The organism is Nemorincola caseinilytica (assembly GCF_039540515.1).
GTDB lineage: Bacteria > Bacteroidota > Bacteroidia > Chitinophagales > Chitinophagaceae > Nemorincola > Nemorincola caseinilytica.
Genome location: NZ_BAABFA010000019.1, coordinates 186,919 through 206,240, shown reverse-complemented (window position 1 = coordinate 206,240; position 19,322 = coordinate 186,919). Strand labels below are relative to the sequence as shown.

The following is a 19,322-nucleotide window of genomic DNA, read 5'->3' as shown; positions in this document are numbered from 1 at the left end:
GTAAAGTTCGTCGTCCAAATAAATACACCATATTTGGGGCAGGAATGAGAAAAGCGGTCGTAACAGGTCTATTGGTACTATTGGTTGCCCTTGCGGGGTTCAGGAAAAAGGAAAAGGTACAGCCAGGCATACCGCAGCGCTGGCCCGCACCTGCTTACGACCTTGGCGATGCGCCCCTTAGCGAAAAGAAGATACAGCTCGGCCGGCTGCTCTTCTACGATCCCATCCTTTCGCGCGATAGTACTATATCCTGCGCCAGTTGCCATTCGCCCTACAATGCCTTTACCCATGTAGACCACAGCCTGAGCCATGGTATAGACGGCCGCATAGGTACCCGCAATTCGCCTGTGCTGGTGAACCTGGCCTGGAGCACCACGCTCATGTGGGATGGCTCGATAACACACCTCGATGAACAGGCCGCCACACCTATAAGTAACCCGCTGGAGATGGACGAAAGCATGCCCCATATAGTGCAGAAGCTACAGGCAAATGATGCCTACAGGCGGCTGTTCCGCGATGCTTTCGGGCGCAGGGGTATAACGGACAAGAATGTGCTAAGAGCGCTGTCGCAATTCATGCTCACGCTGGTGAGCGCCAATGCCCGGTACGATAGTGTAAAGAGGGGAGAGGCGGAATTCACCGAGAGCGAGGCAAGAGGTTATGCGCTGTTCACAAGGCATTGTTCGGCCTGCCACACCGAACCGCTCTTCACCAGCAATGGCTTTGAGAACAATGGCCTGGCCGTAGACGATAGCCTGCACGATATAGGCAGGATGAAGATAACCCACCTCGGCAGCGATTCGCTGAAGTTCAAGGTGCCTACACTGCGCAATATAGCACAGTCGCCACCCTATATGCACGATGGCCGTTTCAAGACGCTGGGGCAGGTGCTCAACAATTATATAATGGGTATACAGCAAAGCCCTACGCTGAACCCCAGGCTGCAAAAGGGCATTTACCTTACAGCCGTTCAGAAGGCCGACCTGGTGGCATTTCTCTATACCTTATCGGATCACGCATTCCTGTCCGATCCCCGGCATGGTATCCCCGGCAAATAAATTTCTTTGGTGCAGCGAAGGGATCTTTGCATTATGTCGTCTTATACCATTACAGGCAACTGTAACATCTCTTCCCCCCTAAGATCTGACAATATGAACAGAAAGACACTATTGCTCGCCATCATGCTGCTGAGCTCGCGTATGCTTACCGCCCAGGTCACCGATCCTATGATCATCAACTGGTGGTTCAATACCACGGGCCATACCTACTCGGGCATACTTACCGATGTAGAGGCAGTGTATTACACCACAGCTACCGTATATGTAAAGACGAGCGGCGTACCCAACTACTATATGCATGGCGTGACGCACAATGATGCTACCGACCTGGATGCCACCTGGACCATACCGCGCGTACCCACACCGGCCACCACACCCATGGGTGTAATGGGCGGCCAGATAGGCCTGATGCTGGATGGCTCGGTGTTCTTCCACCCCGGCGATGCGCAGTCTTATATGAATGCAGGTGTGTGGAACCGCCTGGCCTACTACTTCGAGGGTATGGATATGGACGCCAGCAATGGCCATAGCACACCTACCAATATGTACCATCACCACTTCGACAACCTGAAGCTGCACGGCTGGGATGCCACCCAGCACTCGCCTATAGTGGCCTATGCATGGGATGGCTACCCTGTATACGGCCCTTATGGTTATGCCAATGCCGATGGTACGGGCGGTATCACCCGCATACGGTCCGGCTACGTTACCAAGACCTATACTACGCGCACCAGCGGCCCCGCTGTAGATGCCAGCTACCCCATAGGTTGTTTTATAGAGGACTGGCAGTACACTGCAAGCGCCGGCGACCTGGACGCGCACAATGGCCGTTTCTGCAAGACCCCGGAGTACCCTGCGGGTACCTATGCCTACTTCACTACCGTAGATGCCGCACTAAAGCCCGCATATCCCTACTTCATAGGCCCTACTTTCTACGGGGCGTTCAGCAATACCAACACAGGGCCTACGGGGGGACATACCACCGTACCCGGTACTGCTACGCCGTATACTCCTACTAAGGTAAAAGAGATAGCGGCCATAGAGGCGGGCATAAAGCTGTATCCTGTGCCTGTGGTCACCGACCTCACCATAGAGCTGCAGGAGAACAAGCCATATACTGTTACCGTGTTCGATGTAAAAGGCACCATCACCAGCAGCAAGAAGATAACTGCTACCACTACCGTAGATATGAGCACACTGCCCTATGGTGTATACTTTGTGCAGGTGGCCGATGAGGCCAATGGCACCGGCTTTGTAAAAAGGATAGTGAAGCAGTAAGGCTAGGAAACATATAGAGACCATTTCCCTAAAACGATACGCAATGAAAAAATTAGCAGCTATATACCTGCCACTGGTGTTCTGTACGGCCGTTGCTCATGCACAGACCGACCCTGTCATCACCGGATGGCTGTTCAATACATCGGGTACCACTGCACGCTACTACATCACAGGCAATACCACCCCACAGGTAGATGCCACGCTGGCCAATGTGCAGCAGGTGCGCTACTCCGATAACTATGTGTATGTGAATGCCACAGGCGTGCCCTCCTATGTTACCGGACCATATGCTATAGGCACGGTGGCAAAGGCGCTCAATAATAATTATGTCATAAAACTACCGCGCCATCCTGTGGCAGCTCCCACTCCCACCGCAGTGGGTATGGGAGCCATAGCGGTCTTCATAAATGGTACTGTGGCCTATGCCGCGCGCGATGCCGCCACATATATGAACATGGGCCAGTGGCACCAGAACGCGGTATACTTCGAGAACCTGGGTTTCGACTGTGCGCACGGTCATCCCGGCCCCATGAGTGCCGATTATCATGTGCATCAGAACCCCTCTGCATACAATGTATCGGCCGTGCCTACGTCCAATATCTGCAATGTATACCTTGCCGATGGCCTGTATGTGCCCAACAGCGCGGCGCATGGGCCGCTCATAGGCTTTGCGTCAGATGGCTTTCCCATATACGGTGCCTATGGTTATACCGACCCCAACGACCCATCCAGCCCCATAAAGCGAATGGCGCCGGGCTACAGGCTGCGCAGCATCACATCGCGCACCACGCTGCCCGATGGTACCTCGGCAACAGGCCCTGCTTTTACAGATATCATCACATCGCCGCTGGTAGGCTCTACGCCATTGCCGGCATCGCTTGGTGCATATGAGGAAGACTATGAGTATGTGGCAGGCATTGGCGACCTGGACGAGCACAATGGCCGTTTCTGCAAAACGCCCGAATATCCCCTGGGCACTTACTGCTACTTTGCCACTATAGATGCCGATAGGAACCCTGCATTTCCCTACCTCATAGGAAAGACCTATTATGGCGTTGCGCCAGCTTCGGGGCCGGGGTCCAGCTTTGTGCGTTCCACCGTATCCGAGACAGTGACCACATATACCCCTACAGCCGTAGCGCGTATGGATGTGCCGGTAGTGAGCGTATCGGTATTTCCCAACCCCGTCAGCGACCTGCTGGTGGTACAATGCAGCGTGGCCGGTACTGCCGACAGGCATGCCATACTTACAGATATGACCGGCAGGGTAGTACAACAGCAGACCATACCACAGGGCAGTACAATGTGTTATTTCAATGTAGAGATATTGTATGCAGGTACTTATATGGTAACGGTGACCGACGGCCAGAACAGTACCTCATCAAAAGTTATCATCAGGTAGCCATACCTTATCTTGTTGGTGGTGAATAAGAACAGCATTGCGGCAACGTGGTGCTGTTTCTTTATTTACGTTATGTCCGAAAATAAGATCGGCGGGCATTTGCCCGCCGGTCGTTCCAAATATTTGTTCACTGCTAGTAGAGGTTCATCTTGTTCCTCAGTGTCACAGGTACACCGTTCTTGTGCAGCAGTATGGCCGTGGTCTTGTAGCGTACATATGTTTTGGTCACATAGAGGTAGCCTTTGTGGTCGTTCTTATCGCCCCACGAGTTCTTCACCACATAGTATTTGCGGCCGTTCTGGTCGGTGGCAAGACCCACTATATGCATACCGTGATCATCGGTGGTCTCGTAGCTGTCAAAGGCGTTCTGGCGCATAGTAGGCGTTATCACGCGCTCGTACTTCGGCCCGTCGAACATGTATTTCTTCTCAGAATCGTTCATGTCGTCATATTCCTTCTCGGGCACATAGGCCACGCCGTTCTTCCAGCTGAAGTATTTTTCGCTTACATCAGTGGCCCATGCCACGGTGAAGCCCTTGTTCAGCGCATTGTCTATGATGTCGGTAAGGTCTTCCATCTGCACATTGTACACCCTGTCGAACGACCAGTTGTCCGGCACCATCAGCATGGTCTTTTTGTAGTAGGGGGCAGTGGTCACAGAGGTCATTTCCACATAGTCTTCGGGGTGTATACCCACGCGCAGGCGGGCAAAGCTTTCGGGGGTATAAGTACCATTATCCCATTTGAACTTGTAGGGCACCTCGCCCAGGTATGAGTCCAGCACTTCGTTATAGGCCTTCTTCCACGATGGGGTGAGCTTGCCGTTCGGGTTCGATACCACTGCGTCCAGCATAGATTTCAGTATGGCCTGCATCTCTGCGAATTTGTTCTTTGTAGTGCCGTATTGCAGACCGGTGTATACCTCCTGCGGTACGGCGCCATATTTGGCATACATGTTCAGTACATCGTGGCACGATCCGCCATCACCCCATGCTACCGAGCCGTGCATGCGTACATAGTTGTCGGCTTTATCGCTGTATACGCAGCGGGCGCTGTATATGGGCGCCAGCTCTATCGGCTCTTTGCCCATGCGCATCATCTCGCTTTCCAGGAATGAATTGGTACTGTAGCTCCAGCAGGTACCTGAACTGGCCTGGTTCTTCACGCAGGTACGCTCCAGGTCTATCAGCTTGTGGAATTTGTATTTGCTGTTATCATCCTTCTTCTTTCCTCCGGTAGATACATTGGTGGTAGTATAGCTCCTGTTCGATTCTATCTTTCTTATCAGGTCGTCCTGCGCATTGGCCAGCAGGGGTGATGCGGCCAGTGCCAGCATGGTGAACTTCTTCATTTCTTATGATATATTGATCTCTTGTAAAAATAGAATTAAATGCATAAAAAGAAAAGGGCGTTTCTAAAGTTCACCCCTTTGGGGTATGCCTGCGCAGCCATGCCGCTGCCGATGGCCCTTCGCAGAACAGGAGGTCCAGTATGCTGAGGCCGGGCAGGAAACCCAGCCTGTCCATAAATACCTGGTGGTAGGGTGGGGCGTCGCAGGGGTATGCCTTCATATGCCTCAGGTCCCGGTGGTCTGCGGGGTATTCCTTTATGTAGGTTGTGGTCTCGTTCAGGGCCAGGTTCAGGTGCAGTTGCAGTTGCTGCATTACCCATAGCATTGTGGCCTTGTTGAACTGCAGCAGGCTGTCGAAAAGGGTCTCATACAGCGGGGCCAGCAAAGGTTCGTAGTGCATGAAGTAGGGAGAACGGTTGTAGGCCGATACCAGGGTGCGCCAGTGCTGCACCTGCCAGTTGTCCTCGTTGGCTATGGCTATATCGGCCATGCGTGTGCGCTGGTCGCGGCCGTTCTGCAGTGGTACGCTCAGCAGTATGCTGTTGTTGGCGCCTGCTATGCGGTAGCGGTTGCGCTCCGTCATCTTCACGAAATGCTCACCACCGTCCAGCAATATGCTATCGGCCTGCACGGCCGCCAGCCACCATCCTACGGATGGGAAAGTAAGGTAAGGAGAAACAATGATCATATACGGCGCAGCAAAGTTAATACGAACCGGTGTACCAGCCATGTGAGCAGCGCTAACTATATCGCCTTCTGCATAGATATATCTACCACACCCAGGTGGAACGGCTCAATAACAGGACGTTCGCTATGACCCAGTTTTTTCAGCATTTTGCCATGAGCAATTACTGCGCTGCGAAACGTGGGCATTACCTGGTAGGGCAGTTCATGTTCCTTTGCTACCTCTGCTATTATCTTGGCTATCTGCGGGTAGTGTATATGGCAAATGTGCGGAAAGAGGTGATGTTCTATCTGGAAGTTGAGACCGCCTATGAACCAGCATACCAGCTTGTTATTGGGGGCAAAGTCTGCAGTGTTCTTTATCTGGTGTACTGCCCAGTTGCTTTCCATCTTGCGCTCATCATCGGGGGCGGCGAAGTCGGAGGTCTCTACCACATGCGCGGGCTGGAAGATGCACGCCAGCGAGAAGCCAGCAATAACATGCATTACCACCAGGCCACCCACTATATGATACCAGGGCATGCCCGAGATCATAATGGGGAGTACGATGATGTAGGCTATGTAAAGCACCTTCAGCAGCGAAAGCTCCAGCAGGGCTTTATTCAGCGATGTCTTTTCTTTTGCAAGCAGTCCTGCCTTGTTATACGCAACTATCTTTATGTAGTCTTTGGCGGTTACCCAGTATATGTTCATCAGGCAGTAAAGGCCCCATGCATATATGTGCTGGTAGCGGTGGTACCACTTCAGGGGTTTTTCGGGCGTCATGCGCAGTATCACACCTGTTTGTATGTCCTCGTCCAGTCCGCCTATATTGGTGTATGTGTGGTGAAGTATGTTGTGCTGTATGCGCCAGTTCTTGGCATAGCCGCCGAGTATGTTCAGCATACCGCCCAGAAATGCATTGGTGAACTTGTTTTTGGCGTAGGCGCCATGGTTCGAGTCGTGCATCACACTGGTACCTATACCTACTATACCTATGCCCATCAGTACCCACAGTGCATAGAAGACCCATGTACTCACCGTTGCCAGGCCACTTATTATCACCAGGTAGGGTACGAAGTACAACGACAGCATGGCTGCTGTCTTTATGTACATAGCGGTATTGGAGTAGTGGGATATTTTTTTTGAAGTAAAATACTCATTCACTCTTGCCTTTACATCACTGTAGAAATCAGGGGTACCTTTATGAGCGAACTTTACCAGTTGCTTCTTCGTTGTCGTTATCACAATAAAAAAATAAGTTTTAGCGAATATAATACTTAAAACCTATAGTTGTATAACTATATTGTATTTGGTAATGAAATAAAAATATATTGTTTGTTTTGTAATAAAGAAAACGATTGAACTTCTTGCTGTTGTGTACGCATATGCCGCTATGTTAAAAAAACAAAAAACGGTCACTTCAGCGACCGCTTTTGCAGAGAAATATGCCCTTTGTTATTTCAGTGTCTCATCCAGCCATTTGAAAAATTCGCGCTGCCAGGCTATGCCGTTCTGCGGGTGCAGCACCCAGTGGTTCTCGTTGGGCAGGTACAGCAGCTTGCTCTTTATACCATGCAGCTGCGCGGCCTGGAAAGCCTCCAGTCCCTGCTCTATGGGCACACGGTAGTCCAGTCCGCCCTGCACTATCATAATGGGAGTGTTCCATTTGTTCACAAAGTTGCTGGGGTTGAATTTCTCGTAGCTCGATGGCACAGGCTGTTTCCAGTAGGCGCCGCCTATATCCCAGTTGGCGAACCACAGTTCTTCCGTAGTGCCATACCAGCTCTTGAGGTCGAAGAGGCCATCATGCGCTATGAACGACTTGAAGCGATTGTTGTGCATGCCGGCCAGCATGAATACGCTATAGCCGCCATAGCTGGCGCCTACGCAACCCAGCCTGTTCTTGTCCACATAGGGTGCTTTGGCCACCTCGTCTATAGCGGTCAGGTAGTCTTGCATGGGCAGTCCGCCCCAGTCCTTGCTGATGGCCTCGTTCCACTGTACGCCCCAGCCCGGCATGCCGCGGCGGTTGGGCGCTACCACTATGTAGCCCTGTGCTGCCATAAGCTGGAAGTTCCAGCGAACGCTGTAGAACTGCGACAGCGGCGACTGCGGCCCTCCCTGGCAGTACAGCAGAGTAGGGTATTTCTTATTCGGGTCGAAATCGGGTGGGTATATCACCCAGGCGCGCAGGGTAGCGCCATCGGGTGTGCGTATGCTCTTGAGCTCGGTCTTGCTCATGAGTATATCGTTGTACATACGGTCGTTCTCATGCGTTATCTGGCGCATGTCGCCATATTTGGGCTTCACTGCATACAGCTCTGCAGCATGGTTCATGTCGGTGCGCGATACTATCACCTCGCCATTGCCGGCCAGGCCCACTATGCCATTTATGTCGTATTTGCCCTTGGTTATGTTGTTCACTGCAGGTTTGTCCCTGTCGGTGCGCGGTACTGCCACATCGAACAGTTGCACCGTTCCCTCGAAGGGCGCATTGAAGTACAGCTTCTCGCCACCATTGTCCCATATGAAGCCCTCTGCCGTACCATCCCAGTGCGATGTCGCATTCATTATCTTCTTTGTGGCCACATCCATTACCAGTATATCGTTCTTGTCGGCCTCGTAGCCATCGCGGCCCATGCTCAGCCACGCCAGCCTCTTGCCATCGGGGCTGAAGATGGGCTGCGTGTCATAGCCCATGCGGCCCTCGCTCCAGTTGGTGGTCTTGCCGGTATTGATGCTGTAGAAGTACAGATCTGTGTTCGTGCTGATGGCATAGTCCTTACCTACCTTCTTCTTGCATACATATACAAAGCCCTTGCTGTCCGGAGCCCATGCCAGGTCTTCGCCGCCGCCAAATGGCTTCTGCGGGCTGTCATAAGGCTCGTCCTCCATCAGGTCTTTTACAGTGCCTGCTTTCAGGTCGGCAAAGAAGATGTGCGAGTACTTGCCATCTTCCCATGTGTCCCAGTGGCGGTAATTGAGGTCGGTATATACCTTGGCGGTGGTATTGGGCAGATCGCTGTAGATGTCGGTGCCATTGGCGGCCTTTATCATCACATCCTTAGAGAAGGCCACATATTTGCCATTGGGTGATACCCATACGTTCTCTGCGCCCTGCAGCCCGTTGAATATCTCTTTCCATGTATTGCCGCTGTCGTTGCTCTCGTACAGTACATTGTCGTTATACGCGAACCATGCCTTGTCATACCGCTGTGTTATGGTACGGCCTTCGGTGGTCACCTCGCGGCGGCTGTCATCGGCCAGGTTCAGCTTGTAGTGGTGGGTGGTGCTCTTCTCCGTTTTCCAGTCTACTGACTTCGAGGTGTAGTATACATACTTGCCATCGGGGCTCATGCTGTTGCCGCCTACGCGGTGCAGGCTCCACAGCGTCTCCGGCATCAGCCGGTTCTGTGCCTGCGCCATTGCTGCGCAAAGCATAGAAAGTGTGATGAATGTCTTCTTCATATATAGATGCTATTATTTTCCTGTTCTCTTGTTCTTCGGGTCCTTGCCCTTGGTGGGGTCGGTCTCCAAGTCTAGTGTATGGTCATACCCGGCCTTCAGCGGCACCGATGCCGTGCTGGGTATCACCAGCTCGGGCTGTTCTTTTGCCAGCAGGTCGCCGGTATCCCACTTGCCATTGCCGTTCCTGTCCACAATTATACGGAATGTATACTTGCCCGGGCGCAGGCGGGTCAGCGCCATTACGCTATCGGTTATCTTCCTTGCATATAGTTCCTTGTCGTCGGCCACTACTGCCAGCAGGTGGGCCGGGCGGCCGGGCGCAGGTGTGTACCTGGCAGGTATGTTCAGCTTTATCTTGCCATAGTCGTCATCGTTAAAGGTGCGGAACCCATATCGTGCCGCCACCGTCCTTCTGCCCGTTGTGTCTGCGGCAAAGCCTTCCTGCATGCGCAGTGTGTACAGGGTGTTCTCTTTTAGCTTTCCTATTATATACACTATGTATTTCTCTGTGGCGGCAGGCGCTACCTGTATCGCTACGTTCTTTCGCTGGCCTGCACTGTCATACGTCAGCGAAAGCTGCTCTGCATACAGGGCAGGTATCTTATTGAACGACAGCTTTATGGTATCGTTCAGGTCGAAGGTGCGGCGTATACTACTGCTGGTGTCCAGGTTGGTGGTGTAGGTGAATGTCGTATCTACCGTCGCCTTGGTCGGTGCCTTTTCCCTGTCGCGCGCACCACCTTTTTTCGATGGCTCGGTATCGGTTTTCGCAACCACGGCCGTATCTGCCTTTTCGGCAAAGAGCCGCAGTGTCACAGGGTGGGCAAATGAGTCTGTGGGGGTGAGCAGGCTGTCGCAGAAGGCTACCTTTTCCCCGCCGCCATCATATATCATATTTGTATTGCCATCTTTAATGGCATATATGCGGAACGGCTTTGCAGGCAGCCCTGTAAAGGAGAATGTGCCGCTGGCATTGGGCCGGGTCTTGTAGCGGGGCTTTTTCTTTACTACAGCGCTATCGTCCTCATCGGCATTGTAGAGCACCACCACCACATCGGTAGTGTCGGTCATGCCTGTCATGGCATTCTGTACCGATCCCGTCAGCTCCAGCGAATCGAAATAGTTGCCCGTGCTGAAGGTGTAGGTGTAGCCAGTGAAGGCATTGCCCTCATGCACATCTTTTATGGCCTTGCCAAATGATATGCGGTAGGTAGTGTTCGCCTCCAGCAGAGAGTCCTCTATCTTGAACTTAACATGTTTGCCGGTGGCCGTCACTATGGGTGGTACAGGTAGCATGGGCGATATCTCTACCTCCTTTTGCACATCGCTCACGGTCACATATTCATCGAACTGCAGGCGCATCTCCCATATCCTTGTGTTCAGCAGGGAGTCTTTGGGTGTCACGGCAAGCAGTTTGGGCGGGGTCTTATCCCTTTTTCCGCCCGATGGGGTAGATATATTGGCGCACCCCATTGTGGTAAGCAGTACTACGGCCAGTAAGGAACAGAGGATGCGGTCGACCATTTCAGGGGTCAAAAATACAGTATGTCAGGCACATGCCACCTGCCCGGTAGTTATTCATTTAGGGTGATATTTTACTTGCCCGCCGACTGCTGCTCTATTATCACCTTCCTGGGCGCCTGTCCCGGCCGTGGTTGCTGGGGGCGTTTCGCGGGTGGGCGTGCGGCCGGCTTTTGTGGCGCAGGCTGCTGGGGCTTCGGCTGGCGGGGAGGCGGGGTGTACTCCTGCTTTACCGATCGTGTCACATCCCATTCATAAGGGTTATTGTCGGGCCTGCCGGCGGGTTGCGGCTCGGCAGTGCGGTTCACATTGGTGCCGGGTGTGGCCTGGCTGGCATTGTTGCGGGTTATCACAGCCTCCCTGAAGGGGGGCACAGCGCCCGAATTGGCAGTTACCGGGCGCGGCGGCTGCACGGGGCGTGGTGCGGTGATCACATTGGGTGGGGTAGATATGGCCTCGCCCACTTTGGGGGCCTTGGGTATCTCGTCCGGACGGAACATGCGCACCTCATCGCCGCTTATCCTGGTATTATGGTTCTTCGAGTTGCGTATCCTGTACATCTGCACCGGGGTGCCGGTGGCCTGTTTCACCTGTGCGGCTCCGGGGCCGGTTATATAGGTATAATTACCTTTCTCTGATGTATTGGTGATGAGGGAAGATGCCTTCACCAGCTTCTTGTTATCCCGCGGGCCATACCAGAAACGGTAATAGCTGCCGGAGTACAGGTAGCGCGCGGGTATGAACACCCACCAGTCGCTGGGGCATTTGTAGCTGGTAACGGGCTGGCCGTTCTGCGGACCCAGTGGCGCCCAGCCGTAGTAGCCCTCGCCATAGCGCCAGCTCACCCATGCAGGTCCCCACTGCCCGCCGGGCAGCCACAGCCAGCCATAGTATTCGTCATACGTCCAGCGGCCATAGTGAAAACAGGCCCAGCCCCAGGGATAGTCCGATGCCCATGTATTGCCATACTCGGTCATCACCCAGTGGCCATTGGTATAATATGGGCGGAAGTTGATATCCTCTCCGGGCGACCATACATAGCCATACTGCGGATCGTCTATCCATTGCCCATAGGGGGCCAGGGTCTGGTAAAAGTCGGCATATGATATATAGTCAAGGTCGTACTGCGCGGCACACCTCTGTGCGGGCAATAGCAGCGAAAGGCAAAACAGCAAGGGCGCCATGCAGGCCGAGACCAGCATATGGCGGATAGAAAAGGTGTGTGAATGCATAAGTGCCAGAGATGGGGAGTGTAAATATACAGCTAATATAGCAAGACAGGCAACGGCCGGATATGTGGGTAAAAAAATGCGCGGCGACCTGCCGTTTTTTTTGAATTTATCGTACCGGCCGTATATCTTTGTGGCACTCAATACCAAAAAACAGTAACTAATGCCTAAAAAAATAAAACCTACAGGATCACAAAAGTCGATGTTCATGATCCATACTGTCGTGTTCGTCATTGTTACCATTCTGTCATGTATGTTCTATGATAAGGGCGTTAAAGGCTGGGCCTATCCATGGCACGCATGGACCATAGCTGCATGGGCGCTGTGCCTGCTGGGTCACTGGTGTATAGTGTATGCCAGCATAGAAGATCACGGCTACGACGTATACCGCCAGCAGCAGGGTAAAAAATAATCTCCCTTACTTATTCTTACTTTTTAAAGGATGGCCAATGGCCATGCAGGTATCTTTTTATACCATGTAGCGTAGCTTGCTGCATGGCATGTATGTGGAGCGCGTTCTTAATTTTTTGCAGCCACATGTTTATTCCAGATCTATTTTTATATATTTGTTAAGCTGTCACAGCAATATGTTTAAATGTTGCTTTGAAGGCCAATGCATACATTTATTATTCACACACTAAAAACAACATAACATGGATACTTCAAAAATGATCAAAGCATATTGCCTGAAGACAAAAGAAAAGAACGTGCCTATGCAGGATGCCGTTATCACACGCACTGCAAAAGGTGGCTATATGGCCGCAGGCCACGATGGCAAGGGCAACAAGATGGCAGCTATAATGAATGAGGCAAAAGCCCTGCAGGCCATAAAGGACGGCGTGGCCACAAAAGGCTTCTAAGCAGCGCTCATACAGATATTCTACGGCCCTCCGGTACAGGTATACCCTGCGCCGGAGGGCCTTGTTGTTCAGAGGTGTATGTGAATATTAACGGATGCCCTCGATGTTATTTTGCTATATTCGCCGGAATGAGACGTATACCTTTCCTCCTCCCACTGTTGCTGATGCTATGCGCTGCCGCCCATGCGCAGACCGACAGCTTCTATGTATGGAACAAATGGTGCGCGCGCAGAGATACGCTGCTGCTCTTTCGCTCGGGAAACAATGCCATACAGGTATATAACAAACGCATGAAGCCCACCGAATACAAGCTGAAAAGCCTGGACAAGACCCTGCGCATAGGCGACCCCGAGATAGTGGGCGATACTATGACGGTACTGGCCATGCCCTACCTGGGCAAGGAAAAGCACATGCGCCTGGCCATACTGAACGCCCGCACATCGAAGGTGATAAAGACCCTTTACTTCGAGTCGGACAGCATACCCCGCCCCGTGGCGCGCATAGGCACCATGAACGATGTGAAAGAGGCGGCCAAGAGCACCATAGTACGGCAAACGAAGCTGCGGGTGGTATTCCCCAATTCGTTGTACAGCTATCCGTACACGGTAAGCTCTTACACCTTTAAAGATTCTACGGCCAAAGGTCCTGTCAATTACAATGTGAAGACCTTCTTCCTTACCAATGCCGTAGTGAAAGCCATAAGCGAGGCGCCCGACAATTCAGAGATAATTTTTACCGATATCAAGGCCATATGCCCCGAGTGTGCCACCCGCATCCTGCCCGAACTGAGGATAAAAGTGAAATAAGCAGAGTGCGCCCGCATCTTTCGGTATATTTACCACCGCAAAACAACAATGGTACACAGGATATTGCTCATAGGTTGTATACTGCTGGCTATAGCGGCCTGCAGGCGCCGCGATAAATGCAATGTGGCCGCCATAACGGTGGTGAACCGAACAGAGAGAGCGGTGTATTGCCGTTTTGCCCAGGTGTCCGACAGCTTTGACTGGAAGGAGATGTCGAAATTATTCGGGGAGAACCCGCGAAATGTGGGCAGGCAGCAGCATGGCGATTCCACTTATTTTGCCCTGCCTAGCTATACCGAAAAAAGAGAGCTCATATATGAGCCGTACCGCTGCATAGGCGACTACTTCGACCCCGGCGATCCGCTGAAGGGTATGTTCATCTTTTTTATAGATTCTGCGGCCGTAGATACCATGTCTTGGGACACTGTAAAGACACACAATATATACTCTAAGCTCTACAAGCTGAATTACCAGGACATGGAAAAGATAGGCTGGACGGTGCAGTATTCCCTGCCCTGATGGTCATATCCATGCCTTAACGGGAAAATAATGCCCGGGTACGGATATTTCTTTTTTCATATAATTTTATTACTTTTAGCAAAAGATCAATTATCATGAAAAAGACATCTATCTACCTTTCATTGGCCGCTGCATCACTGATGATGGCATCTTGCGGCAATGCTCCTGAGAAAGAAGCACCTGCCACCGCCGAAGCGCCGGCCACTGTAGCTGAGGCGCCAGCAGCACCTGCACCTGTAGACTCTGCTACTGCTATGCAGAACTGGATGGCCTATGCCACGCCGGGAGATATGCACAAGATGATGGCAGAAGAAGAGGGCAACTGGACGGCCGAAATAACATCGTGGATGGCAGAGGGTGCACCCGCACAGACCAGCAAGGGCGAGGCCCAGTACAAAATGATAATGGGCGGACGCTATCAGCAGTGCATGTTCAAGGGCGATATGGGCGGTATGCCGTTCGAGGGGATGAGCTTATCGGGCTACGACAACTCGAAGAAAGTATTCATGAGCACATGGGTAGACAACATGGGCACAGGTATGATGGCAATGGAAGGCACCTACGATGCTGCTACAAAAAAACTGGAAATGAAAGGGAAAGGTGTAGACCCATCGAACAACACAGAATGCGCTATGAGAGAAGTAGTGACACATACCGATGCGAAGCACATGACCATGGAAATGTACAGCACGCCACAGGGTGGCAAGGAGTTCAAGAACATGGAGATAAAGTATACAAAGAAGTAAACGGATATCTTACGATAACGAAAGCCGGCCCTGTGGCCGGCTTTCGTGTTTTTTGTACCGTAGCATTATCCTAATCGAGCCTGTTGAGGAGGGTGATCAGCTCCTTGCGGGATAGCTCGCCGGCAGCCAGTCTCAGGGCATATCGTTCATTGATGGCTGCGGCCAGTTCTTCGGTATTGTTTATGGTAGCCATACCGGCGGGTGTGATCACGGTAATACGTTTGCGAACATTACCTGCTGTAAGAAAGTCGTAACTGCGGTCGTAGAGGGTAAGGCGGCCTGCGTGTACCAGTCGGCTCAGGTGCTTGTCGGTGGCACAGAGGCGTACCATGTGCAGCTCCTTATGGCTCTTGTATACCGTTATGGCGTGTAGCTGTGTATCGGTAAGGGCGTAACGGGTGCTGCGCGTGTTCTTTATATGGGCGTGCTCTACAGATACATCGCTATGCGTGATGGTGATGATGCCATACAGGGTATCGGTACCGTATACGATGCGCCCGTCGAACGAGAAGTACTGGGATGAATTGCTGGTGCGCGTAGTATTGTCTGATGCCAGGGCCATATCGCTTACCATATGTGCGGGACAGAAGGGATATGTGTACAGGCACTGCGACCATGCACAGCCACATGCCAGTGACCACCCATGTACCGAGCCCGGATATGCAGGATGCGGGCAATTAGCATTGGCGATCTTGCGAAAGAGGGTATCGTCGCACTTTCTGCGGCCATACTCTGAGGAACAGTAGTAGAAGAACCGCCTGAACGAATTATCGAACCGGGCCTCTACGGTGCCTGCGCCCGCATCTATGAAGGCATTGCGGGAGGGCGGCCGCACCATGCTGGTATAGCGTGCCTCGCGCAGGCCGTTGTCCTGTATATACATGGTGGTGCCGCCGGGCCCATTCCCCGGGTGCATGGGGTGGAGCTCTGAATTCGCATTATTGCCATTGCCCAGCATGGCCAGGCGCTCGTACCTGTCGCTTATGGCAGGTGTGGGCTTTGCTGTGGTATGCAGCAGTGTTTCTGTGTTCTGCGTAGCGGATGTAGAATTTATAGTATGCCTTTCGGCTGGCAGGGCAGTAGCGCTGCCGGGCTGGGCCTTGTGCTGCTGTGCCAGGCAGGTGACCGACAGCAGTAATAGAACTGATGAAAGTATAGTGCGGCGCATAGTATAGGATCTTTATATAAAATTACTAAAAATTCAATTGCGGCAGGGGCATGCGGGGCGTATGGGGCTAATATGACAGGCATTGTGTAATTTTCCGCCCCGGCCGCAAAGCCGCAACTGCACAAGATGGAAAACAAAAAAGTGGTAAAGACCGACTCCGGCATAGTTATAAAGGAACTCTATTGCGAACCTGTAAAGATGGACGAGCTGCCCGGGCAGTTTCCCTTCACCCGGGGTGTACACGCGGCCATGTACCGCGACAGGCTGTGGACCATGAGGCAGTATGCGGGTTTCAGTACGGCGCAGGAATCTAACAGGCGCTACCACTTCCTGCTGAGCCAGGGTGTGAGCGGCCTGTCGGTGGCCTTCGACCTGCCTACGCAGATAGGCTACGACTCCGACCATGCCATGGCAGAGGGCGAAGTAGGTAAAGTAGGTGTGGCCATAGATTCGCTGCGCGATATGGAAGAGCTGTTCGATGGCATAAAGCTGTCCGACATCACTACATCCATGACCATCAATGCCAGTGGTTTCATACTGCTGGCGCTTTACATAGCCCTTGCTAAAAAGCAGGGAGCAGATATACGCAAGATATCGGGCACGATACAGAACGACATACTGAAGGAGTACGCTGCACGCGGTACCTACATATATCCGCCTGCGCCATCTATGCGCATCATTACCGATATATTCGAGTATTGCAGCAAGGAAGTGCCTAAGTGGAACACTATATCCATATCGGGCTACCACATACGCGAGGCAGGCTCTAATGCTGTGCAGGAACTGGCCTTTACCCTATCGAACGGGAAGGCATACCTGAAGGCGGCTATAGAGAAGGGGCTGGATATAAATGTGTTCGCACAGCGCCTGTCGTTCTTCTTCAATGCGCACAACAACATATTTGAAGAGGTGGCCAAATTCAGGGCGGCGCGGCGCATGTGGGCCCATATGACCAAAGAGCTGGGTGCTACCGACCCGCGTGCGCAGATGCTGCGTTTCCATACACAGACGGGCGGCAGCACGCTTACCGCACAGCAGCCCAAGAACAATGTGATACGCGTGGCGCTGCAGGGGCTGTCGGCGGTGCTGGGTGGTACACAGTCGCTGCATACGAACGGCTATGACGAGGCCCTATCCCTGCCTACGGAAGAGGCGGCATCTATAGCACTGCGCACACAGCAGATACTGGCTTTTGAGAGCGGCGCTACCGATACGGTAGATCCACTGGCGGGATCGTACTATGTAGAAAGCCTTACCAACGAAATAGAAGCCGCTGCCTGGAAGCTGATAGAAAAGATAGATGCCCTGGGCGGATCGGTGAAGGCCATAGAGCAGAACTTTATGCAGGACGAGATAGCGCGGTCGGCATATGCATATAACAAGGCCATAGAAGATGGCAGCAAGGTGATAGTAGGCGTGAACAAGTTCACATCGGCAGAGCTGAGCGAGCCACCGCTGCTGAAGATAGATGACTCTATACGCACCGTGCAGACGGAAAAGCTGCGCAAGCTGCGTGCCGAGCGAGATAATGCCGCAGCACAGGCCAGCCTGGATGCCATACGCGAGAAGGCACAGACCACCGAGAACCTGATGCCACATGTGATAACTGCGGTAGAGAACCTGTGTACGCTGGGCGAGATAGCCGATACCCTGCGTGGTGTATGGGGAGAGTACAAGGGCTAATGGCCCGGGGATATCATTTCCTGAAAATACTCGGGATGTTCTTTGGCCACGTTGTTCCGTATGTGGCCAGACCTCAATGCATGATCAGCGATGCTTATCGCGACGGTCTTATTTGGTAAAAAACTTGCAGCGGCAGGACCGGCCTGCCGCTGCAAGAAAAAACTCTTACTCTCTGAGCCAGCGCAATACCATAGACGTATTGTCGTTGCTCAGCCTCACTATATACATGCCGGGAGCCACGTTCATCTCACTCATTATAAGCGATGTAGTACCTTTTTCCCACCTGCTGCTAGTCACAGCGCGGCCGGTGGCATCATATACGGCCACGTTCAGCGCCTCATCAAGTGGCGATGCTGCGATGAGCGGCAGTGTATTGCCCTGCTGCCGCGCTACCCAGAAGGTATTGCCGCTTCCGTTCACCTGGCCCACAGCCAGTGTGCTCTTTATGCCTACACCCTTACAGCCGTTGGAGTCTACCATCACACCATACACACCCGGTGCGCTATAGGTATAGGACGCATTGGTAGCGCCCGGTACAGGGGTAAGCCCGTTATACCACTGGTACGATGTATATGCACCCGAAACCGAAAGTGTAGAGCCTGTTTTGATGATAACAGGTGCAGGAGACTGCTTCACCGTCATGGTGGTAGATGCAGAGTCTATGCGTATGCCGCCATCATACAGGTACAGCTTCACAGTGTATGTGCCTGCATCGGGGAAACATATGCTGGCAGGGCTCACCAGTGGTGTAGCTATGGTAGCGCCGGGGCAGCTCCATTTGAAGCTGTCTATGCTTGCAGTACCTGTGCTGGTGCTGGTAAATGTGGCACAGCTATCGCTGCACACAGTAGTGCTGCTGGCGGTCATGCTGGCATCGGGCGTGGTAGCGCCGGTACCTTCTACCTTTATATCATCTACCGCGAATGCAGGGTCGCTGCCGCCACTGCCATCCCTGAACTCGAAGCCGAACTGCAGGTATGCCTGGTTATCGAAGGCGGCCATTGTTACGGTCTGTGAATTCCATGCCGAGCCCATACCGAAATAAGAAGATATAGGTGTGGTTATGAGTGTCCATGTACCCGAGCTGCTTGTGCGATAGTAGATCTTACCATCTGCTGATGCTCCTCCGGCGCATATCCACCAGAACTTCAGAGATACCGCAGTGTATCCTGTAGTGACCACCGAAGCTGTAGTAGCAAAGTATTTCTCGCCTGAGCCTGTCGCATTATAGTTGGCATTCAGCCCATAAAGACCTGAAAAGCTTGGCCCGCAGTTGATATGCAGATAATTACTTGTAGGTCCGCCGGTGATGCCCGCAGGTTGTGAGGGCGTTGCAGTACCTACTATACCGGGCGTATATGTGTTGTTTATAAGCCACTGGTTACCCGCTGTAGAGGTAGTACCACCATTATCGGCCGACATCAGTGTCCACCCTGTAGGGGTGGCCGTACTGGCATTGAAATCCTGTGAATATATGGTGGTCTGTGCGCGGCTGCCAAGTGCCCCCAGCAGCAGTAATGAGGGAATAAGTGTCAAGATCTTTTTCATGTGGTCGTCGATTTTTGGT

The 19,322-nt window shown here is 52.6% G+C and carries 17 protein-coding genes; 9 read left to right on the top strand and 8 right to left on the bottom strand.

What is annotated here, in order from left to right:
• Positions 1 to 44 precede the first annotated feature (44 nt).
• The 3 genes from ABD843_RS13715 (at position 45) to ABD843_RS13705 (ending at position 3,738) form a co-directional block, all read left to right on the top strand.
• Positions 45 to 1,058: a cytochrome-c peroxidase gene (locus ABD843_RS13715; protein WP_345084152.1), complete on the top strand. Its 1,014-nt coding sequence runs from the start codon at positions 45 to 47 to the stop codon at positions 1,056 to 1,058.
• Positions 1,059 to 1,151: 93 nt separating this feature from the next.
• On the top strand, positions 1,152 to 2,336 hold the full coding sequence (locus tag ABD843_RS13710; protein ID WP_345084149.1) for a YHYH protein: 1,185 nt from the start codon (positions 1,152 to 1,154) through the stop codon (positions 2,334 to 2,336).
• A gap of 43 nt (positions 2,337 to 2,379) precedes the next feature.
• Positions 2,380 to 3,738 carry a YHYH protein gene (locus ABD843_RS13705; protein ID WP_345084146.1) on the top strand — a complete coding sequence of 453 codons (1,359 nt, stop codon included), beginning with the start codon at positions 2,380 to 2,382 and terminating at the stop codon, positions 3,736 to 3,738.
• Positions 3,739 to 3,871: 133 nt separating this feature from the next.
• Here the strand turns inward: ABD843_RS13705 and ABD843_RS13700 are convergent, their stop codons facing one another.
• The 6 genes from ABD843_RS13700 to ABD843_RS13675 all read right to left on the bottom strand — a co-directional run bounded on the left by ABD843_RS13700 (position 3,872) and on the right by ABD843_RS13675 (position 11,946).
• Positions 3,872 to 5,089: a C1 family peptidase gene (locus tag ABD843_RS13700; RefSeq protein WP_345084143.1), complete on the bottom strand. Its 1,218-nt coding sequence runs from the start codon at positions 5,087 to 5,089 to the stop codon at positions 3,872 to 3,874.
• Between the two features lie 70 nt (positions 5,090 to 5,159).
• Positions 5,160 to 5,777, bottom strand: coding sequence for a WbqC family protein (locus ABD843_RS13695; protein ID WP_345084140.1), 618 nt, complete (start codon positions 5,775 to 5,777; stop codon positions 5,160 to 5,162).
• Between the two features lie 56 nt (positions 5,778 to 5,833).
• Entirely contained in the window at positions 5,834 to 7,000 is a 1,167-nt protein-coding gene (locus ABD843_RS13690) for a fatty acid desaturase family protein (RefSeq protein ID WP_345084137.1), read from the bottom strand.
• Between the two features lie 210 nt (positions 7,001 to 7,210).
• Positions 7,211 to 9,223, bottom strand: coding sequence for a S9 family peptidase (locus ABD843_RS13685; RefSeq protein WP_345084135.1), 2,013 nt, complete (start codon positions 9,221 to 9,223; stop codon positions 7,211 to 7,213).
• Positions 9,224 to 9,235: 12 nt separating this feature from the next.
• Entirely contained in the window at positions 9,236 to 10,747 is a 1,512-nt protein-coding gene (locus ABD843_RS13680; RefSeq protein ID WP_345084132.1) for an Ig-like domain-containing domain, read from the bottom strand.
• A gap of 71 nt (positions 10,748 to 10,818) precedes the next feature.
• On the bottom strand, positions 10,819 to 11,946 hold the full coding sequence (locus tag ABD843_RS13675; protein ID WP_345084129.1) for a DUF6600 domain-containing protein: 1,128 nt from the start codon (positions 11,944 to 11,946) through the stop codon (positions 10,819 to 10,821).
• 190 nt (positions 11,947 to 12,136) lie between these two features.
• Here ABD843_RS13675 and ABD843_RS13670 point away from each other — a divergent pair, with 190 nt between their 5' ends.
• From ABD843_RS13670 to ABD843_RS13650, 5 genes are all read left to right on the top strand, one after another.
• The gene (locus tag ABD843_RS13670; protein WP_345084126.1) at positions 12,137 to 12,385 is read left to right on the top strand and encodes a 2TM domain-containing protein; all 249 of its coding nucleotides are present in this window, start codon (positions 12,137 to 12,139) and stop codon (positions 12,383 to 12,385) included.
• Positions 12,386 to 12,626: 241 nt separating this feature from the next.
• Positions 12,627 to 12,833, top strand: coding sequence for a hypothetical protein (locus ABD843_RS13665; protein ID WP_345084123.1), 207 nt, complete (start codon positions 12,627 to 12,629; stop codon positions 12,831 to 12,833).
• A gap of 128 nt (positions 12,834 to 12,961) precedes the next feature.
• Positions 12,962 to 13,639 (top strand): hypothetical protein, encoded by a 678-nt coding sequence (locus tag ABD843_RS13660; RefSeq protein WP_345084120.1) that lies wholly within the window; start codon positions 12,962 to 12,964, stop codon positions 13,637 to 13,639.
• Between the two features lie 48 nt (positions 13,640 to 13,687).
• Positions 13,688 to 14,158, top strand: coding sequence for a hypothetical protein (locus ABD843_RS13655; RefSeq protein WP_345084117.1), 471 nt, complete (start codon positions 13,688 to 13,690; stop codon positions 14,156 to 14,158).
• 95 nt (positions 14,159 to 14,253) lie between these two features.
• Positions 14,254 to 14,904 (top strand): DUF1579 domain-containing protein, encoded by a 651-nt coding sequence (locus ABD843_RS13650; protein ID WP_345084114.1) that lies wholly within the window; start codon positions 14,254 to 14,256, stop codon positions 14,902 to 14,904.
• Between the two features lie 70 nt (positions 14,905 to 14,974).
• Here the strand turns inward: ABD843_RS13650 and ABD843_RS13645 are convergent, their stop codons facing one another.
• Positions 14,975 to 16,072 carry a MarR family winged helix-turn-helix transcriptional regulator gene (locus ABD843_RS13645; protein ID WP_345084111.1) on the bottom strand — a complete coding sequence of 366 codons (1,098 nt, stop codon included), beginning with the start codon at positions 16,070 to 16,072 and terminating at the stop codon, positions 14,975 to 14,977.
• A 126-nt stretch (positions 16,073 to 16,198) separates the two neighbouring features.
• Here ABD843_RS13645 and ABD843_RS13640 point away from each other — a divergent pair, with 126 nt between their 5' ends.
• On the top strand, positions 16,199 to 17,755 hold the full coding sequence (locus tag ABD843_RS13640; RefSeq protein ID WP_345084108.1) for an acyl-CoA mutase large subunit family protein: 1,557 nt from the start codon (positions 16,199 to 16,201) through the stop codon (positions 17,753 to 17,755).
• Between the two features lie 165 nt (positions 17,756 to 17,920).
• Here the strand turns inward: ABD843_RS13640 and ABD843_RS13635 are convergent, their stop codons facing one another.
• On the bottom strand, positions 17,921 to 19,303 hold the full coding sequence (locus tag ABD843_RS13635; RefSeq protein ID WP_345084105.1) for a T9SS type A sorting domain-containing protein: 1,383 nt from the start codon (positions 19,301 to 19,303) through the stop codon (positions 17,921 to 17,923).
• Between the last annotated feature and the right edge of the window lie 19 nt (positions 19,304 to 19,322).